Origin of the sequence: Microbispora sp. H13382, assembly GCF_014161445.1 — a bacterium.
In the GTDB taxonomy this organism is placed as follows: Bacteria; Actinomycetota; Actinomycetes; order Streptosporangiales; family Streptosporangiaceae; genus Microbispora.
The window spans coordinates 18,635-44,637 of the sequence record NZ_JABBXA010000010.1; the positions used below are offsets into that span (position 1 = coordinate 18,635).

Here is a 26,003-nt window from a genome sequence, read left to right on the forward strand (position 1 = left end):
CCGATCTGATCGCGCTGTCAGCGCGCCGGGTGCCGGTCGGCGCCGCCGGGCCGCCGGATGAGTGCGAGTGCGAGGGCGGCGCCGGCCGCCGAAGCGATCATGAACCAGCGGACGTCGTCGTGAGCGCTGATCACGGTGGCCGCGGTCGGGGTGCCGAAGACGGCGACGAAGGCGGCGACGCCGAGGGCCGAACCGATCTGGCGGAACATGGTCTGCGCGCCGATTCCGGTGGCCAGCGTCTGCGGCGCCAGGGTGGAGGTCGCCGCGATCGTGAACGCGGGCAGGGCGAGGCCCACTCCGCCGCCGCCGACGAGCATGGCGGGGAAGAACAGCGACCAGTAGGCGGGTTCCACGCCGATGAACGCGACCCACATCACCGATCCGATCCCGAACAGCAGGGCGCCCGCACCGCCCACGAGCCCGGGGCCGACGCGCTGCGCGAGCCTGCCGGCGAACGGCGCGCACACGGCGGCCGCGACGGGGCCGGGGGTCAGCGCCAGCCCGGCCCGCAGGATCGAGTAGTGCCAGGTTCCGGTGAGGAAGAGCACGTTGGCGAGCAGCATCGCCGAGAACGCGGCCGAGAACAGGGCCGCTGACAGAGCGGACAGCGCGAACGCCGGGACGCGCACGATGCTCAGCTCCAGGACCGGGGCGCGGTGCCGCCGGGAGCGCGCGGCGAACACGGCCGCGAGCACGACGGCGGCGGCGAAGCAGCCGATCACCCGTCCGTCCCAGTTCCACGCGTGCCCCTGGACGAGGCCGAGAGTGGCGAGGGAGACAGCGGCGATCAGGACGAGGGTGCCGAGACCGTCGGGCAGCGGCGGGCGGGCGGGGTCGCGGATCTCGGGCAGCACGCGGTACGCGCCGACGAGCACGATCGCGGTCAGGGGGACGTTGACGATGAAGATCCAGTGCCAGCTGAACTGGGTGAGGAGCCCGCCCAGTGACGGGCCCGAGGCGGCGCCGACCGCGCCCAGGGCGGACCAGACGCCGATCGCGGCCGCCCGGCTCCGCGGTGGGATGGAGGGCAGCAGGAGGCCGAGCGAGGTCGGGGTGATCGCGGCGGCTCCGGCCCCCTGCAGGATGCGGGCGGCGACGAGGAACCCGAGGGACGGCGAGGCCGCGCACAGGGCCGAACCCAGGCCGAACGCGAACAACCCGGCGGTGAAGACCCGCCGCCGGCCGACGACGTCGCCGAGTTTCCCCGCAGGCACGAGCAGCGCGGCGAAGACGATCGCGTAGGCGTTCAGGACCCAGGACACCCCGGCCACGGTGGAGTCCGTGAAGTCGGCCTGGATCGCCGGAAGCGCGATGTTGACGATGAACACATCGAGCGTGGAGACGAACACGGCCAGCGCCAGCACGGCGAAGACGGCACGCGGGTCACCGGCGCCCTGTGGCGGAGTGAAGGGGGGCGGAGTGAGGGGAGGCGGCCCGGGAGACGCGCTCGCGGCGACCGCCTGCCTGTCGAGATTGGTCATGACGAACTTCTAAAGCGATAAGACAAGAAAGTCAAGTAAGTGCGTGATGCTTTCAAGTCCATTGATAGGCTGTGGTCATGCGCTCCTATGGTCAGTACTGCTCCGTGGCCAAAGCACTCGACGTCGTCGGCGATCGGTGGACGCTGTTGATCGTGCGTGAGCTCCTGTCCCGTGGTCCGTGCCGCTACACGGACCTGCGCTCCGGACTGCCGGGAATCGCCACCAACCTGCTCGCGGACCGCCTGCGCGAGCTGGAGGCCGCCGGTCTCGTGGAACGCGAGGACGCCCCGCCGCCTGTCGCCACCACCTTGTTCCGGCTCACCGACCGGGGTGCCGAACTGGCGCCGGTGATCGACGCGCTCGGCCGCTGGGGCGTACCCCTGATGCGCGACCACCGGGCCGACGACGCCTTCCGCGGCCAGTGGCTGCGCCTGCCTGTGCGGATGTTCCTCGCCGACCACGAGCCCGATCGGCCCGCGTCCTCGATCCAGATCCATGCCGGGGACCAGGCCGTGGTGATCGACGCCGACGCCGGCCGGGTCTCGCTTCGCCTGGGCGCCGACCCGGACGCCGACGCCACCGTCACCGGCCCGCCGCCGCGCATCCTCGCCCTCCTCAGCGGCAGCCTCGATCTCGCCGACGCCGAGGAACAGGGCCTGCGGGTCGCCGGGTCCCATGAGGCCATCCGGCGTGTCCTGCCCCGCGCCGGAACCGCCGCCGGTGAGCCTGAAGTCACTCCATAAGACCCACCGGGATTGGAGAGCGCTCTCTTGACCGATGGGCCTTACGGGGTGACGATCTGCGCAACACGCCCGTAACACCCGAACTGGTCCTCGTGGCCCATCGAGAACGGACGTTCATGCGCAGAGTCATCACCCGATCGCCCCGGCGCGTCCTCGCCGCCCTGGCCGGTCTCGCCCTGCTGCCGGGCGCCGTGGCGGCGGCGACCCCCGGCGAGCCGTCCGGGAAGCCGCCCGTGGAGTCACCCGCGAAGTCACCCGGCAAGCCCCCGGCCCGGCCGGTGCTCGGCACGCCGGAGATGGACCACGGCTGCGCCCGGATCGACAGGCGCCTGCCCGCGCTGCCCGACTGGCCGGCCGTCAGGAGCGAGATCAAGCGGAACCCGGCCGACGAGAAGCGCATCGCGAAGACCGTCGCGGGGATGACCCTGGCCGAGAAAGTGGGCCAGATGACCCAGCCGGAGATCGCCGCGATCACCCCCGAGGAGGTCGGCCGGTACGGCATCGGCTCGGTGCTCAACGGCGGCGGATCCTGGCCGGGCCGGGACAAGCACGCCTCCCCGCAGGACTGGCTGACCCTCGCCGACGCCTACTGGCAGGCGTCGGTGAACACCCGCACCAAGATCCCCGTGATCTGGGGCATCGACGCCGTGCACGGCAACAACAACGTCTTCGGCGCGACGCTCTTCCCGCACAACATCGGCCTCGGCGCCGCGCACGACCCCTGCCTGCTGCGTGACATCGGCGCCGCCACCGCCGCTCAGGTCCGGGCGACCGGGCAGGACTGGGCCTTCGCGCCGACCCTCGCCGTCGTCAGGGACGACCGCTGGGGCCGCACGTACGAGGGCTTCTCCGAGGACCCGCGCATCACCCGCGCGTACGGCTACGAGGTCGTCCGCGGCCTGCAGGGCGGCGACTCCCGGGGGCTGGGCCGCCGGGGCGTCATCGCCACGGCCAAGCACTTCATCGGCGACGGCGGCACGCTCAAGGGGCAGGACCAGGGGGTCAACCCGTCGTCCGAGGCCGAAATGATCAACATCCACGGCCAGGGCTACTACGGCGCGCTCGCCGCCGGGGCGCAGACCGTCATGGCGTCCTTCAACAGCTGGACCAACGAGGACCTCGGCATCACCGAGGGCAAGGCGCACGGCAGCAGGAAGCTGCTCACCGAGGTGCTCAAGCAGAAGATGGGCTTCGACGGCGTCGTCGTCTCCGACTGGAACGGCATCGGCCAGGTCGACGGCTGCACGAACTCGAACTGCGCCCGGGCGATCAACGCCGGCATCGACGTCGTCATGGTGCCGAACGACTGGAGGGCGTTCATCTCCACCACGGTCGCCCAGGTCGAGGCGGGGGAGATCCCGATGTCCCGCATCGACGACGCGGTGACGCGCATCCTCCGGGTGAAGCTGCGCGCGGGCCTGTTCGAGGCGCCCAAGCCCTCCGCGCGTCCCGGCGCGGGCTCGCAGCAGGCTCTCCAGGCGCGGGCGCTGGCCAGGAAGGCGGTGCGGGAGTCGCAGGTCCTGCTGAAGAACAACCGCAAGGTCCTCCCGCTCTCCCCCCGATCCAAGGTGCTGGTGGTGGGCAAGAGCGCCGACAGCATGCCGAACCAGACCGGCGGCTGGAGCCTCACCTGGCAGGGCACCGGCAACACCAACGCGGACTTCCCCAACGGCACGACCATCCTCGGCGGGCTGCGGGAGGTCCTCGGCGCGGCCAACGTGACCTTCAGTGAGACCGCCGACGGCGTGGACCCGAAGGCGTACGACGCGGTGGTCGCGGTGATCGGCGAGACGCCGTACGCCGAGGGCGTGGGCGACCTCGGGCGGCGCTCGCTGGAGGCCGCCAAGCTCTACCCCGGCGACCTCGCGGTGCTCGACAAGGTCTCCGGCAAGGGCGCGCCGGTCGTCACCGTCTACGTCGCCGGGCGCCCGCTGCACGTGAACAAGGAGCTCAACCGCTCCGACGCGTTCGTGGTCGCCTGGCTGCCCGGCACCGAGGGCGGCGGCGTGGCCGACCTGCTGGTCAGGAGCCGCGAGAGCGGCTCCGGCTATACGGGCACGCTGTCGTACTCGTGGCCGAGGAGCGCCTGTCAGACGCCGCTGAATCCCGGGCAGGAGGGTTACGACCCGCTCTTCCCCGCCGGGTACGGCCTGCGCTACGGCCAGACCGGGTCGGTCGGCGCGCTCGACGAGACCTCGCCCGAGTTCGGCTGCGGCGGCACGGGCGGCGGCGGCACCGCGACCGAGGACCTGGAGATCTACAACCGGCAGGACGTCGCGCCGTACAAGAGCCTGATCGGCTCGGCCGAGAACTGGAGCGGCACGGAGATCGGCGCGGACGGCGAGGCGGCGCACTCGGAGATCACCGTCGTCCCGGCGGACGTGAACGTCCAGGGCGACGGGCTGAAGGTGACCTGGAACGGCACCGGGGCGGCGCAGATCTACATGCAGGACCCGGCGGGAGGCGGCGACCTGCGCGGCTACCTGAACGCCGACGCCGCGCTGGTCTTCGACACGATCGTCCATCAGCCGCCCGCGGCCCGCACGGTCGTCAGCGCGCACTGCGTCTACCCGTGCTTGGCCGAGGTCGTGGCGACGTCGCTGTTCCAGCGGCTGCCCGTGGGCGCGAAGGCGACCGTCAAGATCCCGGTGTCCTGCTTCGCGCCCAACCTGGACTTCGAGAACGTCAACACGCCGTTCCTCGTGTACACGGACGGCGCGTTCTCCGCGTCGTTCGCGAACGTCCGGTGGGTGCCGGGCGCGGCCAAGGACGCCGACGCGCGCGACTGCGCGGACCTGACGTAGCGGCACGACCGGGAGCGCTCATCGGGGGTGGCCCGCCGTCCCTGATGAGCGCCGTTCGGCGGACACTCACGATTCTCCAAGACTGACACACTAGCCTGACCGGATGTCCGTCGATGTTGTGGAAACGCGCCGGAGCGAGGTCAGGCAGGAGGCCACGTCCGCACGGCTGCGGCCGCCGGCCCCGGCGCCGCGGCAGGGATGGCTGGACGCGCTGCGCGGCATGGCCGCGCTCGTCGTGGTGTTCGAGCACTGCCTGGACGCGTTGTTCCCCGAGGTGCGCGCGGGTGTCAGCCCGTGGTTCAACTTCGGCCAGTACGGCGTGCTGGTGTTCTTCCTCGTCAGCGGATACGTGGTGCCGGTCTCGCTGGAACGGCGCGGCAGCGTCGGCGGGTTCTGGATCAACCGGGTCTTCCGCCTGTATCCCCTGTGGTTCGTCGCGGCGGCGGCCGGGACGGTGTTCGGTGCCCAGGGCGTGTACTCCCCGTTGCCGCGTCAGCTGGCGGACGACCCGGGCACCGCGGTCCTGGCGCACCTCACGATGCTGCAGGACCTCCTCCAGGTGCCCGGCGTCGTCAACGTGTTCTGGACGCTGTCGTACGAGATGGTCTTCTACCTCCTCGTGACGGCGATGTTCGTGGCTGGTGTGCATCGTGCGGGCACGGCCGGTGTGCACCGCGCGAGCGCGACCGGCATGCTCGCCTTCGCCGTGGCGGCCGTCACCGTGGGCGGCCTGCTTCCGGCGGGCGCGCTGTCGCGCGGCGCGGGCACCGCCCAGGTCGTGATGATCACGGCGGTCGTGCTGCTCGCGGCGGCCGCGTCGCTGGCGGCCGGCGGGCGGTGGCGCGTGTGCGGCACCGCGGCCGCGGCCGTGCTGGCTCTCGTGCTGCTCGGCGCCAACAGCCGGATCGGGGCCTGGCAGAGTCTCGCCATCATCGCCACGATGTTCGCCGGCACCGTGCTCTACCGGCTCGACCGGGGACAACTGCGCTGGAGGACGAGCGGGTGGGCGCTGGCGTGCGTGCCGGTCGCGTCCGTGGGCGCCGCATGGGCCTTCGGGCCCGGCTGGGGCATGCCCGGAGACCAGGCGCTGGCGTTCACAGTGGGCTGGTCCACCGCCGTCGCCGCGGCGTGGGCGACCTTCCTGGCCGCCCGTCTTCTGCGGCACCGGCCGATGCCCCGCGCCCTCGTGTGGCTCGGCCTGATCAGCTACTCCGTCTACCTGCTGCATCCGCTCGCCGTGCAGGTGCTCCGGCGGCTGACCATGGACCCGGGCCGGTTCTCCCTCGCCGAACGCCTGGCCATGGCCGTCCTGCTGCTGGCCGTGGTGCTCGCCTGCTCCGCCCTGACCCACCGGTTCGTCGAACGCCCGGCCCAGGCCCTGGGCCGCCGCCTGGCGGGCGTTCGAGCCGCGTCTGCCGTGGGGCGGCGGCTACTTTCCGTGCGGGGCCGGCCGGATGTCCCGGCGCGCCCGCGCGGCCGAGGGCGCGAGCCTGCCCGCGCCCAGCAGGACCGCCAGCAGCAGGACGGTGACCAGCGCGAACGAGGCGGGCAGCCCGGTCAGCGTGGCGATCCCGCCGATCGTGCTCGGCGCGAGGAAACCCGACGCGTAGCTGACCGTGGCCGCTCCCGCGACGCCTTCGCTCGGTGAGGGCGCGGCGTTGCCGGCCGCCGCGAACACCAGCGGGATGACCACCGCGATCCCCACACCGATCAGCATGAACCCGGCGGTCGCCGGCGCCGGGGTGCGGGAGACGACGACGAGCAGCCCGCCGAGCGACGCCAGCGCCGCGCCGCCGCGCACGGTCGCCACCGGCCCCAGCCGCCGCACCACCGCGTCACCGCACAACCGCCCCGCGGCCATCATGCAGGCGAAGGCGGTGTACGCCGCGGCGCCCACCGCCTGGGACGCGCCGGCGACCTGGCGGAGATAGACCGCGCACCAGTCCTGGGCCGCGGCCTCGCCGAACACCGCGCAGAAGCCCACCAGCCCGATGAGCAGCACTCCGCGCGGCGGCAGCACGAAGTGGGGCGGGGCGGGCGCGTCCTCGGCCGCCCGCACGTCGAGCAGCAGCGGCCCCACGGCCAGGGCCACGAGGAACAGCACGACCGCCGCCCCGGCGAGATGGAGGCGGGCGTCGACGCCCGCGCTCGCGGCCAGCGTGCCCACCGCACCGCCCGACAGTGTGCCCACGCTCCACATCCCGTGCAGCCCGGACATGATCGACCGGCCGAGCCGCTGCTCGACCTCCACCCCCTGGGCGTTCATCGCGACGTCGGCCATGCCGGCCACCCCGCCGTACAGCAGGAGCGCCGCGCACAGCAGGGGGAGGTCCGGGGCCAGCGGGGGCAGGACGAGGACCAGGCACCACAGGCCGATCGAGACGCGGGTGACGGCCCGCCCGCCGAAGCGGTGCGTGATGCGGCCCGCGGTCGGCATCGCGAGGACGGAGCCGGCCGCGGGCGCGAGCAGGGCGAGACCGAGGGCGCCGGGCCCGGCCCCGACGTGGTCCTGGATCCAGGGGATGCGGGAGGCGAAGCCGCCGGTCACGGCCCCGTGCAGGGCGAAGACGGCCGACACCGCGAACCTGGCCCGTCCCAGCTCCCGAAGATCCACGATCACACGTTATGCCTCGTTCACGCCTTCGGCGACCACACCAGCAGCCCCAGGCACATCTCGTCGCTGGTGCCCTCGCCCCAGACCACGTACCGGGGCGCCTGCCCGTGCAGCGCGGGAAGCATGGCGCGCAGCCCCGCGTCGTGCGTGCAGGTCACCCGGAGCGTGTCGCCGGCCTTGATCTGCAGCGGCCGGGCCAGCGGGCGGATCGCCTGGTCGTCGAAGTTGTACGCGGGGATGTCGAGGATGGTCCTCGCGTCCGGGGTGCCCGGGTTGAGGTCGACCTTGATGGCGCGGCCGAGCAGGTGCATGTGCCCGGCGGTGGCGTACAGCGTCGCGTCCTTCCGGACGGGCATGTCGCAGTGCTGTGTCGGGCCGGGCCGCGGGGGCTCGCCCTGCCCGCACATCCGGGTCAGGCCGTCGACCATGTGCCGCGCCTGCTCGCCGAACCGGTGGGCCACGTTCTCGACGGCCGCCTCACGATCGCACAACGGCCCCGACTCCTCGGCCGTGCAGGGCAGTTCGATCGGCCCCGCGATCAGCCCCGTCTCCAGTGGGGCCAGGTCGCTCGCGCCGTCGGCGAGCCGGAGCCGGATGCCGGACCTGTCCGTGCCGTCGGCGCCGCCCAGCAGGTTGTAGTGGATCTGCAGCACCATCTGGCTGCCCGCCGGGAGGGGGTACCCGACCTTCTGCCGCAGCAGCGTCTCGTCGACGCCGGGAGCCCAGGAGCCGACCCACGCGCCGTTCTCGATCCCGGCGTCGCCGAAGCAGGTCCAGCCCTCGCCCGGCGTCGCGGCGTCCGCCCTGCGCGCCGCCTCCGCCTCCTTGGGCCCGACCCGGAAGACGATCGCGTGGTGCACGATGTCGGTGTTCTGCGGGAGGAACTGACTGCCGGTCAGGAACGCGGACCCCGTGAGCCCGGGATCGACCAGGAAACAGCGGTACTCGTCGGTGCCGCCCGAGGGCGCCGAGGGCCGGTAGGGCTGCGGGAGCGTCAGCGTCACGAACCGTTCGCCCGCCCGCAGCGGCGCCGCCGCCGCGGCCGGCTTGGCGGTGCCGTGACCGGCGTGGCCGCTGTGCGCGGCGGATGCGGTGGAGGCGCCGGGAGTGCGCCCGGGCGCCGCGTCGCCGCACGACGCGACGAGAAGGGCGGCGGCGAGCGCGACCGCGGCGCCGCCCGCCCACCGTGTGAACCGTGCCTTTCCTTGCATGGATCGCCTCCTGCCTCTCGGGGGACCCTTTCAGGCTTCCTTGCCGGGGTGGTCACGTCGACCGACTTCAGATGTAAACCTCTCCTACGACCCCGGCAGTAGGGACGTACGCCGGAAGGGCTACGGGGAGGAGCGCGCCGAGTGCCGGAGGCGGCGTTCGGGGTAAGGGCGGAAAGACCGTAAGGTCGTCCAGTGCACAGTCGCCCCGCCAGGAGCGAAACCAGGAGCAGGACCAGGAGCAGGACATGGCCGTGAACGAGATCGACGAGGGACCCGAATTCGCCGATTTGGCACTGATTCCCGAGCTCCTCAAGGCCCTGTCCGGCCTCGGCTACGAGGAGCCCACGCCGATCCAGCGGGAGGCGATCCCGCCGTTGCTGGAGGGCCGCGACCTGCTCGGCCAGGCGGCGACCGGCACGGGCAAGACGGCCGCGTTCGCCCTGCCCATGCTCCAGCGGCTGCACAGCGCCCACCCCCTGGGCATGGAGGACGGCGGGGGGGAGCCCGCCGGGCTCGTGCTCGTGCCGACCCGTGAGCTGGCCGTCCAGGTCTCGGAGGCCATGCACCGCTACGGCCGCGACCTCGGCGCTCGGGTGCTGCCGATCTACGGCGGCCAGCCGATCGGGCGGCAGTTGCGGGCGCTGGAGCGCGGCGTGGACGTCGTCGTCGCCACGCCGGGCCGGGCGCTCGACCACATCGGCAGGGGCACCCTGCCGCTGAAGGGCCTGCGGATGATCGTCCTCGACGAGGCCGACGAGATGCTCGACATGGGCTTCGCCGACGACATCGAGGCGATCCTCCAGGACACCCCGGAGGACCGGCAGACCGTGCTGTTCTCCGCGACCATGCCGCCGCGCATCGACGGGATCGCCCGCCGCCACCTGCGCGAGCCGGTGCGGATCAGGATCGAGCGGGAGGCGCCCGCCGCCGGCGAGGCGCCGCTCATCCGGCAGAGCGCCTACATCGTGTCGCGGGCCTACAAGCCGGCGGCGCTGGGCCGGGTGCTCGACGTGGAGGCCCCCACTGCGGCGATCGTCTTCTGCCGTACGCGTGAGGAGGTCGACCAGCTCACCGAGACCATGAACGGCCGGGGTTACCGCGCCGAGGCCCTGCACGGCGGCATGGGGCAGGAGCAGCGCGACCGGGTCATGAGCCGGTTGCGCAGCGGGACCGCCGACCTGCTCGTCGCGACCGACGTGGCCGCCCGCGGCCTCGACATCGAGCAGCTCACCCACGTCATCAACTACGACGTGCCGTCCGCCCCCGAGTCGTACGTGCACCGCATCGGCCGGGTGGGCCGGGCCGGTCGCGAGGGCGTCGCGATCACGCTCGCCGAGCCGCGCGAGCACCGCATGCTCAAGACCATCGAGCGCGTCACCCGCAGCAGGATCACGGTCGAGAAGGTGCCGACGGTCGCCGACCTGCGCGCCCGGCGTCTGGAGCTGACCCGGGCCGCGCTGCAGGAGAGCCTGATGGAGGACGGCGACCTCGACCGCTTCCGTGTGGTGGTCGAGACGCTCGCCGACGAGTTCGACCTGGTCGCCATCGCGCTCGCGGCGGTCAAGCTCGCCCACGAGTCCACCGGCGCCGCCGCCGACGAGGAGGAGATCCCCGAGGTCGCGCCGCGCGCCCAGCGGCCCGAGCGCGGGCCGCGCGACGACAGGCACGGCCGCGACGACCGGCGCGGGCGGCGCGGCGGCGGCGCGATGAGCCGCGTCTTCGTCGGCGCGGGCCGCAGCGCGGGCGTGCGCCCCCAGGACATCGTCGGCGCGATCACCGGGGAGACCCGGGTCAGCGGGCGTGAGATCGGGGCGATCGAGATCGCCGACCGGTTCACCCTGGTAGAGATCCCGGACGGCGCCGTGGACGAGGTGGTGTCGGCGCTGCGCCGCACCACGATCAAGGGCAAGAAGCCGATCGTGCGCAGGGACCGCGACGACGCCCCGCGCGGCCGTCGCTGACCCTTCTCGCAGGGCGCCGCCGGACCCGGGCGACGGCCGTCCTCACCGGACGGCCGTCTTCCGGGCGTCGTGCGCTCTCCGGCGCCGCCGCCGGGGCGGTTCGTGCGGTCAGGCCGACTGCCGCAACGACATCACGGCCCACGGCGCGAGTTCGACGTCGAGGTCGAGCACACCGGTGCCGGGGACGGTCAGCGTGAACCTGAGGAGCGAGTCGGCGACCCCGCGCAGGTGCTCGCTCTCGGCGCGGGACGGGTTGAGAGGGCACCCGAGCCGATACCAGGCCTCGGCGGCGTTCCCGTGCTCCCAGTCCACGATCTCGACGAGGAACATGGTGCCGGGCTCCAGACCGCCGATCGAGTGGCGGATCCTCCGGCTCGGCCCCACCTCGGCCAGCGCGCGTGCCGCCGCGTACGAACTCTGCGCCCGGACACCTCGCAGGGCCATGTCCTCCGGGTAGTTGAAGAACACCGCCGACACGGCCGAGGTCCGGCTGTCGCGGGTCACGACCCCGTCGGGTGTCGCGAGGAGCAGCCGGTCGCCGAGCCGCGCGAGCATCGTGAACGCGTGGAAGGTGGGCTTGTGGACGCCCCACTCGTTCACCAGGCCGAACCCGCCGTGAAAGGGTCCGATCCCGGCGCCTCCCTCCTCGAACACGTCGGTGAAGGTCCAGTAGGAGATCGAGTCGGCGAGGGCGGCGCACCGCAGGTACGCCCGGGTGATGAAGGCCGCCGCGAACGGCGTGTCGTGGATGAAGTCACGCGATGACGGCGACGTCGACCACTCCGTGATGTGGATCTCCGCGTCGGGATACGCGCTGTTCTTCACGAGCTCGCGGAGCAGGGTGAGGTCGTCGAACGTCGCGTCGGCGTACCGGGTGATCTGCACCGCCTCGCCGTCGGCGGCGAAGGCGAAGTCGGTGGGGTAGGTGTGGGTCGAGACGAAGTCGACCGGGAGGTCGCGCTTGGCGCACCAGGCGAGGAAGTCCTCGATCCACACGGGGCGCCAGTCGAGCGCGTCCACGTCGGCCGCCGCGGCCGTCGCGTGGGTCGCGGAGCGGTCCTCGACCTCGCCTTTGTAGCGGTCGTCGGGCACGAAGACGCTCGTCGCGGGCCCGCCCACCTTCAACGCGGGGTCGATCTTCTTGATCGCCGTCACGGTCTGCTCGTAAAGCTCGAAGTACTCGGTCTTCGTCCCGGTCCAGAAGTGGGGAACCAGGTTCGGCTCGTTCCACACCTCGAACCGCCACTCCCGCACCTCGTCGAGGCCGTACCGGCCGATCCAGTGCTCGACCGTCCTCGTGACCAGCTCGACCCAGCGCGCCATGTCCTTGGGCGGGCTGCAGTGGGCGCCCCACCAGAACACCGTGTCCGTCACCGTCGCGAGCTCGCGCGGCATGAAACCCAGCTCGACGAATGGACGGACGCCGTGGTCCACGATGAAGTCGAACACCTTGTCCACGTAGCTGAACGTGTACACGGGCGAGGCGAGGGGTGCGTCAGGGCCGAAACCGCCGCCGTAGCTCTCCCGGTACACGAACATGTCGTCGTGGAAGACGCCGTGAAAGCGGACGTACTGGAACCCGCACGCGGCGACGGCCTCGGCGAACTGCTGCTGCCAGTCCGCACGCAGTGCCTCGTTCGCCCGTCCGGCGCCGACGCACCTGGCCCAGAGGTGCGGGAACGCCCTCTCGTCGCACGGCTCTCCGTCGATCCGCAACCGGGGGCCGGACACGCCGTCACTCGTCATGGTCTCACTTCTTCGGTGATCCGGGGGTGGGAGATCGCGGGAGAGCCGCACGAGCGTCTCTTCTCGTCCGATTGGGTCTCGAAAATATTTCGCAACTTGTTCGTTATGCCAGGACATTAGGGGCGTACCTGGGCAGTGTCAACGGGTGGACACGGGCCAGATGTCGCGGCGCGACCGACGAAAATCACGCGTGGTAGATTCGAAACAATTTCGAAGCCCGGAAGGAGCCCTGATGGTACGGCGAGGTCGTTCCGAGCGAGCCACCTTGGCGGATGTCGCCCGACTGGCCGGCGTCTCGCCCACGACCGCGTCGAAGGTCCTCAACGGGCGCAGCGACGTGGGGCCGAACACGCGTGAGCGTGTCCTCGCGGTCATGGCCGAGATCGGCTACAAGCCGACGGCGGCACGTCACGAGCGAGCACGAAACCGGGCCCTCGTCACCATGCTCGACTTCGTGGAGTCCCGTTACGCCGGAACGGTGCTCCAGGGGATACTCGTGGCCGCGACCTCCGCGCAGGCCGAGCTCCTCCTCCGTCTGCCGCCCGACGAGCCGATCAGCACGAGCGGCACGGCGGCCCGTGCCTGGATGGAGGAGCAGAAGGAGTCCGGCGTCGCCGGTCTCATCGCGCTCGCCGTCGCCGTGCCCGACGCGGTGCTCCTCGCCGCGGAGGATCTGGAGGTGCCCGTCGTGTCGATCGACCCGATCGACACGACCGAATCACGTGTCGTCAGCATCGGCTCCACCAACTGGGCGGGCGGTCGCTCGGCGACCGAGCACGTCATCAAGCTCGGCCATCGCAGGATCGCCTGGATCGGCGGCCCGCCGGGCTCCGCCCCCTCGCTGGAACGCTTCCACGGGTACCAGGCCGCGCTCGACTCGGCCGGACTCACGCCGGACCGCGCGCTGATCCGCCACGAGGCGTTCTCCGTCGAGGCGGGCCTGCGGCACGGCCGCGAGATCCTCGCGCTCGACGAGCGGCCGACCGCGATCGTCGCGGGCAACGACGAGATCGCCGTCGGCGTCCTCGCCGCGGCCAAGGAACTGCACATCACCGTCCCGGGCGAGCTGTCGGTCACCGGGTTCGACGACACCCCGCAGACCGAATGGACCACACCCCGGCTCACCTCGGTCCGGCAGCCTCTCGTCGGCATGGGCCGGATGGCCGTCGAGACCGTCCTCGGCATGGCGGACGGCGTCCAGCCCGCCTCCCGGCACCTCCAGCTGGCGACGACCCTCAGCGTCCGCGACTCGACGGGTCCCGTCCCGTCGTCCTGATCCGTCCCGGTCCGGACACCGCGTCGCGTCGCGCCGCGCGCGCGTGGACGAGCACCAGCACGAGCAGGCCCGCGAGGACGGCGACGGTCGCGCCCGTGCCGAGCGACGCCCCCAGCCGCTGGTCGGCCGCCCGGTCCGGCGCCCACGGCAGTTCCAGCGCCGCGTACCACTCCGGCGCCTGCGACGGCCCCGCCAGCACCGCGAGCCCCGTCCACGCGCGTACGGCGATCGCCCCCACGAGCATCCAGACGCGGACCTGCGGCCGGGTCGCATGCGGAAGCGGGTCCACACCGGCCGTCACCGCGAGGAAGAGCACCGCGGTGACCGTCACCACCGCCTGCGCGGCCAGCCGCAGGGCGAGGCTCGGCTGGGCGTGCCCGAACAGGCCCGTCAGGTACAGCACCGGGTACGGCAGCGCGTACAGGGCCAGGACCGTCACCGGATGGGACAGCGCGCGGCCGGCCGGGCCGGCGAGGGGCTCGGATCCCGGGTGGACCCGCCGCCACAGCGTCACCGGGGCTCCGAAGACGAGCAGGACGGGCCCCACGGCGCCGAGCAGCGCGTACTGCGCCGCGTGCGCGGAGAACACCGCGGGCGCGTAGGCCGCCACTCCTCCCGACGTGGCGTAGCCGAGCACGACCAGGCCGGCGACCCAGGACGCGGTGCGTCCGGCCGGCCACCTCTCGCCGTTCCCCGGTGACGCGGCGCGCGACAGCCGCCGCACGCCGGACAGGTACGCGGCGAGGGCCGCGGCCAGCAGGAGCAGCGCGATCGGGTCGGGCCGCACCTCGGTGGCGAGCGTGCCCGGGGTGAGGGCGGGCAGGGCGTATCCCAGGGCGTCGTGCTGGTGCACGGCCGTCTCCGTGGGCGGCGGGGGCGTGCGGCCCAGCGCCACGGCCAGGCCCAGGGCGCCGGCCATCACCGCGATCTCGCCGCAGGCGAGACGGAGGAACGGCGCGCGGGCCCCGCCGGACTCCAGCGCCCCGATGGTCCTGCGGCGGTGCCGCCACCCGAACCAGCCGAGCACGGCCAGCGCGGCGACCTTGGCCAGCACGAGCAGGCCGTACCTCGACTGCCAGAGCAGGGGCAGCGAGCCGAGCCTGACCCAGGCGTTGAGCGCGCCGGACGCCCCGACGGCGGCGAAGCAGCCCAGCGCGAGCGTGCTGAAGCGGCGCACGGCGACGGTGAGCCCGGGCGTGGCGCGCAGGTGCGCCACGAGGGCGTACAGACCGCCGATCCACATCGCGACGGCCGCGACGTGCGCCATCAGGCTGAGGACGGCGAGGTTGTGGTCGGCGGCCGAGGCCGAGTGGCCCACGTACGCCGGGGGCAGCACCGCGAGGACCGCCACCGCGAGCAGCGCGGGCCGCAGCAGTGTGGACCGGTGCTGGGGGCCGTGCGGCAGGAGCGACCCGGCGGCGACCGCCAGGGCCGCGACCGTCACCGTCAGGAACGCCTGTCCCTGCGGGATGTAGAGGAGGAAGGCGGGCAGCGCGCCCGAGCGCAGCGCGTCGACCGGGGGCAGCCCGAGGAAGTCCGACAGCGTCAGGATCTCGGTGACCGCCGCGCTCGCCGCCCAGCCGAGCGCCCACGCCCCGGCCGCCCGCATGACGGCCCTGCCGCTCGCGGGGGCGAGGACGACGGCGGCCAGCAGGGCCCCGACCGTGGCGGCGGCGCAGGCGTCGTGCACGAGGCGCGCGACCGGCAGGCCCCAGGTGGTCAGGGCGCCGGGGGAGGGCAGCCCCTGGATCGCCGGTTGCGGCCTGCCGCCGCCGAACCACAGGGCGAGCGCCAGCACGGCGAACGCCGTCGCGGCGACGGCGGGAACGACCACGCCGCGGTGGCGCTGGGGAGGTGTCATCGTCGTCCTCGGCTCGGCACCGTTGATCGAATGCGAGTATGGCCCAAAGGCTCTCCGCGTGGGAGCCCCGGGGGTGGGGACCGGAGCCGTCTCCGCATCCGGGCGACGTTCAGCGGTCCCGGCCGCGGGCACCCGGCGCGGACGGCACAGGGAAGGGCGCACTCCCCCCCCACAGAGGCCGGGCGCGAAACAACCGTTTTCGGCAGTCGACTACCGGCGTGTCAGCGGTGACGTCTCGGCATGCTCTCGTTCCTCTCGTCAGGTGTGGGCCCGTAGGTGAGAAGCCCGTGTGATGGGCGCGGTCTCGCGGGGTCGGATGCGAGACGCTGCGCTGATCGCGGAAGGGTTCGATCCTCCTTGTACGTCCGGCGCGACATTGTTAGCGTTAACAAATCACGGCAGAGGTGTGCTCCTCTCCCTGAGGTGACTGAAGGCGCTGGTGCAGCGGAGCAAATACGACGCGGCGAGCACCGTCAAGTGATCCGCCCGGGGCCGTCCTCCGTGTTTCCGCCCGGCAGGACTCCCAGCTGCTCCGATCCGGCCGCGATTACCTGCTCCGTCGGCCGCGGAGCCCGCTGAAAGTTTCAGCGGCCGGAGCGCGGGTGAGGGCCCGGTCCACCGGCGTCCTGGAGCCGCGCGACTCGGGGCGTCAGGACGAATCGATTCGCCAATGGTCTTGACACTGCTCGCGGAGGTTTTCCACACTGAGGGCGCGTTCGGCTTCCTCCTGCCGGGGTCGGTGATGAGCGGCAGGGGCCGGCGGCGACGCCGGTCGCGTCAGGCGTTCCGCCGCACACTGAATCTTCGGGTGCCTCCGGCTTCCTCCTCGTCGTACAGCCATGTCGGCATCCGCTGTCGGCCCATGTCGGCTCTGACTCGGGCGGGTGGTCCCGCCGCTTCCTTCTCCGGGGACCGGCCGCGCCGGGCACTCGTCGAGCACCCCACCAGAGTGAGCATCCCCACCAGAAGGAGAAACGCATGCGATTACGCGAATCCGCCCGGCGACGGTCCTCCGGGCACACCCCGGATGGCCGTTCCCCCCGCCTCCGGCGGCTACGGCGGCTGGTCGTCGCCGTGCACCTCGCGATCGCGACGATGGTCCCGGCGGGGTGGGCGGTCGCGGACGGCGCCGCGGCCACCACGACGGGAACGGCCGCCGCGGCCGCCGCGGCCGTGGCGACGGTGGCGACTCCGCCGATGGGCTGGGCGTCGTGGAACACCTTCGCGGCCCAGATCAACTACAACGTGATCAAAGCCCAGGTGGACGCGATGGTGTCCTCGGGGATGAAGGACGCCGGCTACGAGTACGTCAACATCGACGAGGGCTGGTGGCAGGGGACGCGCGACGCGTCCGGCAATATCACGGTCGACCAGTCGGAGTGGCCGGGCGGGATGAAGGCGATCGCCGACTACATCCACAGCAAGGGGCTGAAGGCGGGCATCTACACCGACGCCGGGCGCAACGGCTGTGGCTACTACTACCCGACCGGCCGCCCGGCCGCGCCGAACAGCGGCAGCGAGGGCCACTACGACCAGGACTTCCTGCAGTTCTCCCGGTGGGGCTTCGACTTCGTGAAGGTCGACTGGTGCGGCGGCCAGGCCGAGGGGCTCAACGCCCGCACCGCCTACCAGGCGATCAGCGCCGCCATCGACCGCGCCACCGCGCAGACCGGACGGCCGATGGTGCTGTCGGTCTGCAACTGGGGCGCCCAGAGCCCGTGGGACTGGGCACCGGCCATCTCCACCATGTGGCGCACCAGCGGGGACATCATCTACTGGGGCGAGAACGCCTCGATGGACCGGGTGCTGGCCAACTTCGACTCCGCCCAGCACCCGAACGCGCAGACCCCCGGCCACTACAACGACCCCGACATGCTCGTCGTCGGCATGAACGGCTTCTCCGCGGCGCAGAACCGTACGCACATGGGCCTGTGGGCGATCTCCGGGGCGCCGTTGCTGGCCGGGAACAACATCGCCACGATGAGCGCGGAGACCCGGGCGATCCTGACCAACCGGGAGGTGCTCGCGGTCGACCAGGATCCGCTCGGACGTCAGGGCGTGAAGGTCGCCGAGGACCAGAGCGGACGCCAGGTCTACGGCAAGGTTCTGTCCGGCACCGGCCGGCGGGCGGTGCTCCTGCTCAACCGGACCACCTCCTCCGCGTCCATCACCGCCCGCTGGTCGGACCTCGGCCTGAGCGGGGCCGCCACCGTGCGGAACCTGTGGACCGGGACCGACATCGGCACGTTCGACGGCGGCTACACCACGACCGTGCCCGCCCGCGAAGCGGTCCTGCTCACCGTCACCGGGAGCGGCGCCACCCCGTCCGCCGGCCCGTCGCCCACGCCCACCGGGACAGGCGCGATCAAGGGGGTGGGGTCGGGCCGGTGCCTGGACGTCAGTGGCGCCTCGCAGGCCAACGGCGCGCAGGTGCAGCTCTGGGACTGCAACGGCCAGGCGAACCAGCGGTGGACGCCGACCGGTTCGGGTGAGCTGCGGGTCTACGGCACCAAGTGCCTGGACGTGTACAACCGGGGCACCGCGGACGGCAGCAACGTGGTGATCTGGGACTGCAACGGCCAGAGCAACCAGCAGTGGCGGCTCAACGCCGACGGCACCATCACCGCCGTCGGCGCGAACAAGTGCCTGGACGCCTACAACAACGGCACCGCCAACGGCACCAAGCTCGTCATCTGGACGTGCAACGGCCAGGCCAACCAGCGCTGGACCCGCCTCTGACCTCTCGCCGCATGCCTGCGCCGGGACGGCGCTGTCCGTCCCGGCGCAGGCCGCGCCGCGGTAGCGGCGGGCCGGGGCACAGAGCGCCCACTCCCGAGGTCAATGGGCCTTCTCCTGGTGTGCGGAAGATCGCAGAGGGGACCGGCCCGAGATCGCCCGGGTGTGAGACAATCCCGGCGACATGCGCGCCTCACTCTCCTTCCGGCTCGCGCGGTCGGTTGCCTTCTCGGCCGTCTGCGTGCTCCTGGCCGTCGGCGCGCACCGGTTCGCCGGCGGAGGGGGGCCGGCGCCTGCCGCGCTCCTCACGGGCGTGCTCGTGGTGGCGGCGGGGGCGGCAGTCGCGGCGGGCCGGGAACGGTCGCCCCAGGCGATCGTCGGCCTGCTGCTCGGGGCCCAGGCCTTCCTGCACTTCCTCTTCGACGTCACGGCCTCCGCCGCCGAGGCGGGGCATCCCACGTGGCACGGCGGCCTGAGCGCGCAGACCGGCATGCTCACCGCCCACCTCACCGCGGGGCTGCTCACCGGATGGTGGCTGGCGCGCGGCGAGGAAGCCCTGTGGTCCGTGCTGCGGGGGATCGGCGCCAGGGTGGTGCGCTGCCTGCGGGCGGTGGCCGCCTTGGTGACCGCGCTGTCGGCACTGCTGGGAGCGGACCTCGCGGCCGCCCGGCGTCCTCACCGGCGCCCGGCGCCCGATGCCGGGCGCGTTCCGCACGCCGCGGGCGTGCTGCGGCACGCGGTCGTCCGCCGCGGCCCACCGGTTCTTCCCGTCTTCTGAGCTTCACGCGCGGGCGGCGCGTATCTCCCAGGGGATCGGTCTCTCCCCTTCTGGGACACGCTCGCGCGCCTTCGTAACCTCGCAGACGACTGGAGAACCCCCATGACCTCGTATGTCCGTCGCGCGGCCGCCGTCACCGCCGGTGCCCTCGCGCTCACCCTCGGCCTCGCCGTGCCCGCCCTCGCCCACGTCACCGTCAACCCCGGCACCGCCGTCCAGGGCGGCTGGACCAAGATCGCCTTCCGTGTCCCCAACGAGCGCGACAACGCCTCGACCACCAAGGTGGAGGTCGAGTTCCCCACCGACCACCCGCTGCCGTTCGTCTCGGTCCGCCCGGTCCCCGGCTGGGACGTCAAGCTCACCCGCGGCAAGCTGCCCAAGCCCGTCGTGTCGGACGCCGGCGACACGATCACCGAGTCGGTACTGAAGATCACCTGGTCCGGCGGCAAGATCGAGTCCGGCCAGTTCCAGGAGTTCGAGGCCTCGGTCGGGCCGCTGCCTAAGAACGTGGACGCGCTCACCTTCCCCACGGTGCAGACCTACTCCGGCGGTGAGAAGGTCAAGTGGGCGGATGCGCCGAAGGCCGACGGCTCCGAGCCCGAACACCCCGCGCCGGTGCTCAAGCTCGTCACCGCCGAGGAGGGTGAGGACGACCATGGCGTCGCCGCCTCCGCCTCGCCTGTCGCCGCCGCCGCCCCCACGGTGGCGGCCGCCGCGGACGATGACGACGACGAGGGCGGGGACACCACCCCGGCCCTGGTGCTCGGCGGCATCGGCCTGGTCGCCGGCCTGGTCGGGGCCGGCGCCGGCCTGACCGCCCTGCGCCGTTCGCGCGGCTGAGACGGCCGCACCGAGGCGCCTGCGCTCCGGGCGTGAGGCGCCTCCCGTCCGGAGCGGGAGACCCTGCCGGGCCTTCCGCTCCGGACGGCCGGATCCGGACAGCAGGATCAGGACGGCCGGATCAGGACAGCAGGGTCTCGCCGATCCAGCCGTCCGAGGAGCATCCGGGTGGTATGGCGAAGACGGCCGACCCGATGGGGGTCGTCCACTGGTTCAGCAGATCCATCTCCGCCAGCCGCGCCTGGATCGGGACGAACTGCCGTGCCACGTCGGCCTGGTAGGACGCGAACAGCAGGCCGGCGTCCTGCCGTCCCTCCGGGCTGAGTCCGGCCTCGTAGTTGTATGCCCGGCGCAGGATCCGCATGCCCGGGTCGGCCGTCCGGGCGCGGCGGATGTGCGCGAACTCGGAGATCACCGGCAGGCCCGACGGGCCGAGCTCGGCGAAGTCGGGCTCGTCGGTCTCGGCCCGGCCGGTCAGGGGCGCACCGTTGTCCAGCCGCCGCCCGACGCTGAACTCCTTGGCCGCCCGGTCCGCGGCGTCCCACTTCTCCAGGTCCATTCGGATGCGCCGCAGCACCAGCGTGGTGCCGCCGCGCAGCCACCCGTCGCGCACCCACACGGCCCGCTCGAAGTCCGCCGAGCCCGGCGTGAGGTTGACGGTGCCGTCGAGCTGGCCCATCAGGTTGCGCTGGGTCGTGCCCGGCGCCCGGACCTGCGGGCTCTGCCGGAAGCCGTGCTGGGTCCAGCGTATGGTCGCGAAGGAACGGGCGTCCCTGACGAGCACGCGCAGCGCGTGCGCCAGCGTGACGCGGTCCTCCGCGCACACCTGGACCAGTAGATCGCCGCCGCTCCAGCGAGGCTGCAAAGCGTCGATCTTGAAGGCCGGCAGCGGCCGTGGCGCCAGGTGCCCGGCCCCCGCCGCCTCCAACAGCCCGGCGCCGAACCCGAAGGTGACGGTGAGCCGCGCGGGCAGCAGCGCCAGTTCGGCGTCGGTGTCGGCGAGGGCGGGCTCGCCCCGGGTGAGCCGCCGCGCGTCGTCGGTCAGCAGCCGCATCAGGCGTGTCAGCGCGACTCGCCCGGTTTTCGGCCGCAGGTCGAACCCGGCGAACACCGCGAACGTCTGCGGAGAGGTCGCGACGCCCGCCTGGTGGACGCCGTGGAAGGGTTCGACGGCGTCACCACCGGGAAGAGGCGCGGACCCGGCCGCCGCGGACCCGGCCCCACCGGGCACGGCGCAGGCCGCCGCGGCGGCGGCGACGGCCCCTCCCGCGAGCAGGCCGCGCCGGGTCAGCCGCCGTCCCGCCCGGGACTCGCGCTCACTCATGGGGGGCGTAGGACTCGTTGGCACCGGCGAAGTCCTTGGCCACCGCCGTGAAGGACACCGTCCTGCCGTCCTTCAGGGTGATCGTGAAGGGCACCTCGGCCCCGGGCTCGATCGCCGTGCGGACGTCCATGAGCATGATGTGGTCGCCGCCGGGCTGGAGCACGTGCCGCCCGCCCGCGGGGATCACGAACCCGCCCTGCTTGCGGCGCATCGTCGTGGCGCCGCCGTCTCCGGCGACCTCGTGCAGTTCCACGGACGGGGAGACAGGGGTGCTCGCCCCGACGACGGTGACCGCCTCGCGGGTGGTGTTGACGAGCGTGCCGAAGGCGGCGCTCATGCCGGAACGGGCCGTCTTCACCCACGGATCGGCGATCGACAGCGGGGCGGCGGCCGTCGTGGCGGACGCGGAGACGGGGGCCTGCGCCGCCGCCGGCGAAGCGGCGGTGGTGCCGGCCGGTGCGGCGCAGGCGGCCGCGGCGAGGAGGGCGGCGAGCGCCGCCGGGAGGACGCGGTGAACGGTCGTGCTGGTCATGCGGAAGCCTTCTCTCGGTCGTCCGGCGGGCACGCGGGCGCGTCCCGTGGGCCGGGCCGGGCGCGGCTGAGACACGGGCCGGGCGCGGCTGAGGAACGGGGCACGCGCGTGGGCATGCTCCGCCGGAAAAGATCATGATCACGTCCCGGGCCGTACGCGGCCGGGAGCGGGATGAGGAGCGCCGTCTCAGACGGACGGACGGAGAAGGCGGGGCGGGCCGCGCCGGGTGACGCTGTGGCGCGGCGCGACGGAGCGGGGGACAAGCGGCTCGTCCGGATGCGGCGACGCCAGGGGCGCGAACACGGGCGGCGCCGGATCGGCCGCGATCCGCGCGAGGCGTACGGCCAGCCGCCGCAGCAGCGCCCACAGGGCGGCCTCGCCCCTGGCCAGCCACAGCGACGTCAGCACCACCGCCCAGCCGTGGGCGATGAGCATCCCCAAGCCGGGTCCGGCGTGCGCGTGCCCGGCCAGGAGGTGCCCGGTCGCGACGTCCACGGTGGACGGGGACGACAGGGCGAACAGCACGTGCAACGCGGCCTGCAGGGCCGCGAGCAGGGGCAGGATCGCGCGCAGCGTCCGCTCCCCGCCGGACAGGGGCAGCGCGGCGGCGAACACCGCCGGCAGGCCCAGCGCGAGCGCGCCGGGGGTCACCTCGCCGCCGCTGAACAGGTGCGCCAGCACGCCCAGACCGAGGCACACCGCGGTGAAGGCGGCGGCTCGGGCGAGACGGAGAGGCGATGTCAGCGGCATGGCACTGCCAATATCGCATGCCCCGCGCCCGGTCCCCGTTCCGGGACGCCGTGTCGCCCGCGGGCGACGCCGGTTCAGCCGGCTCACGGCGCCCTGCTCGGGGACGGCTCAAGGCGCCTGGCTCGGGGACGGGTCACGGCGCCTGGCTCGGGGACGGCTCAGGGAGCCGGGCGCCCGCACTTCGCCGGCGATACTCGCGCGGCGAGCTGCCGGTGATCCGCTTGAACGCGGTGCTGAGGGCGCTTTCCGAGCTGTAGCCGACGGCGTGGGCGATCGTGGCGAGCGTGTCGCCGCCGTCGCGCAGGCGCCGGGAGGCGAGCTCGATCCGCCACCGGGTGAGGTAGTCCAGGGGGCCGAGACCGACCGTGTCCTTGAACCGCGCGGCGAGGGTGGACCGGGACACCGCACCGGTCCGTGCCAGCTCCGCGACGGTCCATGGATGGGCGGGCCGCGCGTGCACGGACCGCAGTGCCGCCGCGACCACGGGGTCGGCGAGACCGGCGAGCCAGCCCGACACCGCGCGGGGCTCCCGGGCCAGGTGCAGACGCAGGATGTGGATGAGCATGACCACGGCGAGATGCTCGGCCGCGAGCGTCGAGCCGATGGCGCGCCCCCGCAGCTCGGCGTCGATCTGGTCGAGGGCCCACCGCACCGCGCTCGCCTCGCCGGTTTCCGCGGGCACGTGGATAACCGGCGGCAGCCCGTCGAGCAGGAGCGAGCGTGCCCGGTCGCCGAACGAGAAGCGGCCGCCGACGAGGAGCGTGTCCGCGCCGTCGCCGACGAGCGCGAGGCCGTCCCGGGCCGCCGTCCACAACGGCCCGGCGTCGACCGGGACGGCATGCGGGTCGCTGAAGAGCGTGAAGACGAGCGGGCGCGTGAGCAGGAAACAGTCGCCCTCCGCCAGGGAGATCGGCGCGTCGAGGCCCTCGACGTCCAGGAGGCACCGGCCGCGCCGGACGGCGTTGAACTTCACGCCGTCCGGCGGCTCGAAACGCACGGCCCAGCTGCCGCCCGCCGACATGCCCGTGGACAGGTGCGCCCTGGTGCCCAGCAGCGCGAGCACGTCTTCGAGCGGATCCATCGGCTTCTCCGGCGCGATCGGGTAAATGGACGATCGATAAAGTATGCCGGACTTTCCGCTATAGATGATCCGAATCCGGCGCTCTAGCGTGACGGCATGAACAGCGAACAGACTCGTCTCACCACTCCGTTCCACTCCCACGCCACCGCGGCCGAGGTCATCGAAGGGGTGGATCTGTCCGGGCGGCGCGTCGTCGTCACCGGCGGCGCCTCCGGCATCGGCGCGGAAACCGTCCGCGTCCTGGCCGGGGCCGGGGCGGAGGTCACCATCGCCACCCGCGACCCGGCCGCGGCGGCGCCTATCGCCGCGAGCCTCGCCGGCGCGCCGGGAACCGTCCGGTCCGCAGCGCTCGACCTGGCCGATCTGTCGTCTGTCGCGGCGTTCGTGCGGGAGTGGCGCGGCCCGCTCGATGTGCTGGTCGCCAACGCCGGGGTCATGGCGCTCCCGGTGCGCCAAATTACCGCGCAGGGCTGGGAGATGCAGCTCGCGACGAACTATCTCGGACATTTCGCCCTCGCCGTGGGCCTGTACGGCAGTCTGCGGGCGGCGGGCCGGGCGCGGATCGTCGTCGTCAGCTCCGGCGCCCATCGCGAGACGCCGTTCGACTTCGACGACCCGCAGTTCGAGCGCCGGCCGTACCACCCGTGGACGGCCTACGGGCAGTCCAAGACGGCGGACGTCCTGCTGGCGGTGGGCGCGCGCCGGTGGGCTGCCGACGGGATCACGGCGAACGCGCTCAACCCCGGCTGGATATCGACGAACCTCCAGCGCAACATGGACGAGGCGACCATGCGCGAGATGGGCGCGATCGACGAGAACGGCGAGATCGTACCCCGGCCCTACCTCAAGACGGTCGCCCAGGGCGCGGCGGCATCGGTGCTGCTGGCGGCCTCGCCCCTGGTGGAAGGCGTGACCGGGCGCTACTTCGAGGACAACCAGGAGGCCCCGCCCGCCGCCCCCGGGATCGCCGGCGGAGTGGCGGCCCACGCGCTCGACAGGGACGCGGCGGACCGGCTGTGGGACTACGGAAGCGCCGCGCTCGGCTGAGGAGCCGGGCGGCTCTTCGGAGCATCGGTGTCACAGACGCGGGGCCTGTCCGGTCATAGGTGTCGTACGCCCGTCGGAGGACGGGCAGTCACCAGGAGAGCATCGCGGAGGTACGGCAATGAAGATCGTGGTCGTCGGCGGCAGTGGGCTGATCGGGAGCAAGGTCGTCGACAGGCTCGGCGGTCAGGGGCATGAGGCGGTGGTGGCCACTCCCCGGACGGGTGTGAACACCGTCACGGGGGAGGGCCTGGCCGAGGTGCTCAAGGGCGCCTCGGTGGTGGTCGACGTGTCGAACTCCCCGTCCTTCGAGGACACCGCGGTGATGGAGTTCTTCACCGCATCCACCCGCAACCTGCTGGCCGCGGAGACCGAGGCGGGAGTGGGCCATCACGTCGCGCTGTCGATCGTCGGAACGTCCCGTCTGCCCGAGAACGGTTACTTCCGGGCCAAGCACGCGCAGGAGGAACTGATCGTCGCCTCCGCGATCCCCCACACGATCGTGTACGCGACGCAGTTCTTCGAGTTCGTCGGCGGCATCGCCGACACGGCCACCGAAGGGGACACCGTCCGTGTGGCGCCGGTGCTGTTCCAGCCGATCGCGGCCGCGGACGTCTCCGAGGCGGTGGCCAGGGTCGCGGTGAGGCCGCCCGCCGGCGGGGTCGAGATCGCCGGTCCGGACCGTCTCAGGTTCGACGAGGTGGTCCGGCGGGTCCTCGAGGCCCGCCGCGACCCCCGCCGGGTGGTCGGCGACCCGGACGCGCGCTATTTCGGCTCGAAGCTGCAGGAGGGCAGCCTGGTCCCCGAGGGCGACGCCGACCTCGGCCCCACGCGGTTCGCCGACTGGCTCAAGGAGCACACGGCGGAGTAGGGCCCGCCCGGCGTCCGGCGGGAGGCGCGGGAGCGGCATAGGAATTGGGCCGTTTGGGCACTTCAAGAGGTATCGGGGGCGTGTTCGATGGGGGGAACCATGGCTGTATCGGCGGACCTGGCGAAGCTGCTCGACCGCGAGTACGAGGACAAGACCCTGGACGAGCTCCTCAAGGCGCCGGTGGATGCGCTGGCCGGGGTGAGCGCGGAGGACGCGGAGCTGCTGAAGAAGGCCTTCCACATCAAGACCGTCGGAGACCTCGGCCGCAACAAGTTCTTCCGGGCGGCCACCGCGCTCGTCGATCTCACCGACAGCGGGAAATAATCGGGTCTCCCGCCCTACCGACGGCC

Annotated in this window: 19 protein-coding genes and 1 pseudogene; 11 read left to right on the top strand and 9 right to left on the bottom strand. The window is 72.9% G+C overall.

Going from position 1 to position 26,003, the window contains the following annotated elements; genetic code table 11:
* Positions 1 to 17 precede the first annotated feature (17 nt).
* On the bottom strand, positions 18 to 1,481 hold the full coding sequence (locus HHX41_RS20730; RefSeq protein WP_182907311.1) for an MFS transporter: 1,464 nt from the start codon (positions 1,479 to 1,481) through the stop codon (positions 18 to 20).
* Between the two features lie 77 nt (positions 1,482 to 1,558).
* Between HHX41_RS20730 and HHX41_RS20735 the strand changes: the two genes are divergently transcribed.
* The 3 genes and pseudogenes from HHX41_RS20735 to HHX41_RS20745 form a co-directional block, all read left to right on the top strand.
* Positions 1,559 to 2,224: a helix-turn-helix domain-containing protein gene (locus tag HHX41_RS20735; RefSeq protein ID WP_182907312.1), complete on the top strand. Its 666-nt coding sequence runs from the start codon at positions 1,559 to 1,561 to the stop codon at positions 2,222 to 2,224.
* A 116-nt stretch (positions 2,225 to 2,340) separates the two neighbouring features.
* A complete protein-coding gene (locus HHX41_RS20740; protein WP_182907313.1) occupies positions 2,341 to 5,028 on the top strand; it encodes an exo 1,3/1,4-beta-D-glucan glucohydrolase in 2,688 nt (895 codons plus the stop codon).
* Between the two features lie 103 nt (positions 5,029 to 5,131).
* Positions 5,132 to 6,361, top strand: a pseudogene (locus HHX41_RS20745) (acyltransferase family protein); the annotation flags it as partial.
* A gap of 96 nt (positions 6,362 to 6,457) precedes the next feature.
* Here HHX41_RS20745 and HHX41_RS20750 read toward each other — a convergent pair.
* On the bottom strand, positions 6,458 to 7,642 hold the full coding sequence (locus tag HHX41_RS20750; protein WP_310742103.1) for an MFS transporter: 1,185 nt from the start codon (positions 7,640 to 7,642) through the stop codon (positions 6,458 to 6,460).
* 20 nt (positions 7,643 to 7,662) lie between these two features.
* A complete protein-coding gene (locus HHX41_RS20755; protein WP_182907315.1) occupies positions 7,663 to 8,853 on the bottom strand; it encodes a monooxygenase in 1,191 nt (396 codons plus the stop codon).
* A 245-nt stretch (positions 8,854 to 9,098) separates the two neighbouring features.
* Between HHX41_RS20755 and HHX41_RS20760 the strand changes: the two genes are divergently transcribed.
* The gene (locus HHX41_RS20760) at positions 9,099 to 10,814 is read left to right on the top strand and encodes a DEAD/DEAH box helicase (RefSeq protein WP_182907316.1); all 1,716 of its coding nucleotides are present in this window, start codon (positions 9,099 to 9,101) and stop codon (positions 10,812 to 10,814) included.
* Between the two features lie 108 nt (positions 10,815 to 10,922).
* Here HHX41_RS20760 and HHX41_RS20765 read toward each other — a convergent pair whose 3' ends face one another.
* Positions 10,923 to 12,560: a GH39 family glycosyl hydrolase gene (locus HHX41_RS20765; protein ID WP_182907317.1), complete on the bottom strand. Its 1,638-nt coding sequence runs from the start codon at positions 12,558 to 12,560 to the stop codon at positions 10,923 to 10,925.
* Between the two features lie 265 nt (positions 12,561 to 12,825).
* Here HHX41_RS20765 and HHX41_RS20770 point away from each other — a divergent pair, with 265 nt between their 5' ends.
* Positions 12,826 to 13,836 (top strand): LacI family DNA-binding transcriptional regulator, encoded by a 1,011-nt coding sequence (locus HHX41_RS20770; RefSeq protein ID WP_259401170.1) that lies wholly within the window; start codon positions 12,826 to 12,828, stop codon positions 13,834 to 13,836.
* On the opposite strand, the gene HHX41_RS20775 is transcribed toward HHX41_RS20770, so the two are convergent.
* A complete protein-coding gene (locus tag HHX41_RS20775) occupies positions 13,796 to 15,697 on the bottom strand; it encodes a bifunctional copper resistance protein CopD/cytochrome c oxidase assembly protein (RefSeq protein ID WP_182907319.1) in 1,902 nt (633 codons plus the stop codon). The genes HHX41_RS20770 and HHX41_RS20775 overlap by 41 nt on opposite strands.
* 978 nt (positions 15,698 to 16,675) lie before the next feature.
* Between HHX41_RS20775 and HHX41_RS20780 the strand changes: the two genes are divergently transcribed.
* The 3 genes from HHX41_RS20780 to HHX41_RS20790 all read left to right on the top strand — a co-directional run bounded on the left by HHX41_RS20780 (position 16,676) and on the right by HHX41_RS20790 (position 20,051).
* Positions 16,676 to 18,436 (top strand): lectin, encoded by a 1,761-nt coding sequence (locus HHX41_RS20780; RefSeq protein WP_259401171.1) that lies wholly within the window; start codon positions 16,676 to 16,678, stop codon positions 18,434 to 18,436.
* Positions 18,437 to 18,617: 181 nt separating this feature from the next.
* Entirely contained in the window at positions 18,618 to 19,211 is a 594-nt protein-coding gene (locus HHX41_RS20785; RefSeq protein ID WP_182907320.1) for an MFS transporter, read from the top strand.
* A 102-nt stretch (positions 19,212 to 19,313) separates the two neighbouring features.
* On the top strand, positions 19,314 to 20,051 hold the full coding sequence (locus HHX41_RS20790) for a YcnI family protein (RefSeq protein WP_182907321.1): 738 nt from the start codon (positions 19,314 to 19,316) through the stop codon (positions 20,049 to 20,051).
* Between the two features lie 121 nt (positions 20,052 to 20,172).
* Here the strand turns inward: HHX41_RS20790 and HHX41_RS20795 are convergent, their stop codons facing one another.
* The 4 genes from HHX41_RS20795 to HHX41_RS20810 form a co-directional block, all read right to left on the bottom strand.
* Entirely contained in the window at positions 20,173 to 21,375 is a 1,203-nt protein-coding gene (locus HHX41_RS20795) for a Dyp-type peroxidase (RefSeq protein ID WP_182907322.1), read from the bottom strand.
* Entirely contained in the window at positions 21,368 to 21,907 is a 540-nt protein-coding gene (locus HHX41_RS20800) for a copper chaperone PCu(A)C (protein WP_182907323.1), read from the bottom strand. The genes HHX41_RS20795 and HHX41_RS20800 overlap by 8 nt, the downstream gene beginning before the upstream one ends.
* A 186-nt stretch (positions 21,908 to 22,093) precedes the next feature.
* A complete protein-coding gene (locus HHX41_RS20805; protein ID WP_182907324.1) occupies positions 22,094 to 22,657 on the bottom strand; it encodes an MFS transporter in 564 nt (187 codons plus the stop codon).
* Between the two features lie 133 nt (positions 22,658 to 22,790).
* Entirely contained in the window at positions 22,791 to 23,738 is a 948-nt protein-coding gene (locus HHX41_RS20810; RefSeq protein WP_182907325.1) for an AraC family transcriptional regulator, read from the bottom strand.
* Between the two features lie 96 nt (positions 23,739 to 23,834).
* Between HHX41_RS20810 and HHX41_RS20815 the strand changes: the two genes are divergently transcribed.
* The 3 genes from HHX41_RS20815 (at position 23,835) to HHX41_RS20825 (ending at position 25,977) form a co-directional block, all read left to right on the top strand.
* A complete protein-coding gene (locus tag HHX41_RS20815) occupies positions 23,835 to 24,785 on the top strand; it encodes an SDR family NAD(P)-dependent oxidoreductase (RefSeq protein WP_182907326.1) in 951 nt (316 codons plus the stop codon).
* A 118-nt stretch (positions 24,786 to 24,903) separates the two neighbouring features.
* A complete protein-coding gene (locus HHX41_RS20820; protein WP_169988364.1) occupies positions 24,904 to 25,653 on the top strand; it encodes an SDR family oxidoreductase in 750 nt (249 codons plus the stop codon).
* Between the two features lie 99 nt (positions 25,654 to 25,752).
* Complete coding sequence (locus HHX41_RS20825; RefSeq protein WP_169988362.1) at positions 25,753 to 25,977, top strand: hypothetical protein; 225 nt, start codon at positions 25,753 to 25,755, stop codon at positions 25,975 to 25,977.
* Positions 25,978 to 26,003 lie beyond the last annotated feature (26 nt).

Excerpts from the sequence above, each read along its gene's own strand:
- HHX41_RS20795 (WP_182907322.1), bottom strand. The coding sequence starts at position 21,375 with ATGAGTGAGCGCGAGTCCCGGGCGGGACGGCGGCTGACCCGGCGCGGC.
- HHX41_RS20790 (WP_182907321.1), top strand. The coding sequence starts at position 19,314 with ATGACCTCGTATGTCCGTCGCGCGGCCGCCGTCACCGCCGGTGCCCTC.
- HHX41_RS20735 (WP_182907312.1), top strand. The coding sequence starts at position 1,559 with ATGCGCTCCTATGGTCAGTACTGCTCCGTGGCCAAAGCACTCGACGTC.
- HHX41_RS20805 (WP_182907324.1), bottom strand. The coding sequence starts at position 22,657 with ATGCCGCTGACATCGCCTCTCCGTCTCGCCCGAGCCGCCGCCTTCACC.
- HHX41_RS20785 (WP_182907320.1), top strand. The coding sequence starts at position 18,618 with ATGCGCGCCTCACTCTCCTTCCGGCTCGCGCGGTCGGTTGCCTTCTCG.
- HHX41_RS20775 (WP_182907319.1), bottom strand. The coding sequence starts at position 15,697 with ATGACACCTCCCCAGCGCCACCGCGGCGTGGTCGTTCCCGCCGTCGCC.
- HHX41_RS20820 (WP_169988364.1), top strand. The coding sequence starts at position 24,904 with ATGAAGATCGTGGTCGTCGGCGGCAGTGGGCTGATCGGGAGCAAGGTC.
- HHX41_RS20810 (WP_182907325.1), bottom strand. The coding sequence starts at position 23,738 with ATGGATCCGCTCGAAGACGTGCTCGCGCTGCTGGGCACCAGGGCGCAC.
- HHX41_RS20825 (WP_169988362.1), top strand. The coding sequence starts at position 25,753 with ATGGCTGTATCGGCGGACCTGGCGAAGCTGCTCGACCGCGAGTACGAG.
- HHX41_RS20740 (WP_182907313.1), top strand. The coding sequence starts at position 2,341 with ATGCGCAGAGTCATCACCCGATCGCCCCGGCGCGTCCTCGCCGCCCTG.
- HHX41_RS20765 (WP_182907317.1), bottom strand. The coding sequence starts at position 12,560 with ATGACGAGTGACGGCGTGTCCGGCCCCCGGTTGCGGATCGACGGAGAG.
- HHX41_RS20780 (WP_259401171.1), top strand. The coding sequence starts at position 16,676 with ATGCGATTACGCGAATCCGCCCGGCGACGGTCCTCCGGGCACACCCCG.
- HHX41_RS20800 (WP_182907323.1), bottom strand. The coding sequence starts at position 21,907 with ATGACCAGCACGACCGTTCACCGCGTCCTCCCGGCGGCGCTCGCCGCC.
- HHX41_RS20760 (WP_182907316.1), top strand. The coding sequence starts at position 9,099 with ATGGCCGTGAACGAGATCGACGAGGGACCCGAATTCGCCGATTTGGCA.
- HHX41_RS20730 (WP_182907311.1), bottom strand. The coding sequence starts at position 1,481 with ATGACCAATCTCGACAGGCAGGCGGTCGCCGCGAGCGCGTCTCCCGGG.
- HHX41_RS20815 (WP_182907326.1), top strand. The coding sequence starts at position 23,835 with ATGAACAGCGAACAGACTCGTCTCACCACTCCGTTCCACTCCCACGCC.
- HHX41_RS20755 (WP_182907315.1), bottom strand. The coding sequence starts at position 8,853 with ATGCAAGGAAAGGCACGGTTCACACGGTGGGCGGGCGGCGCCGCGGTC.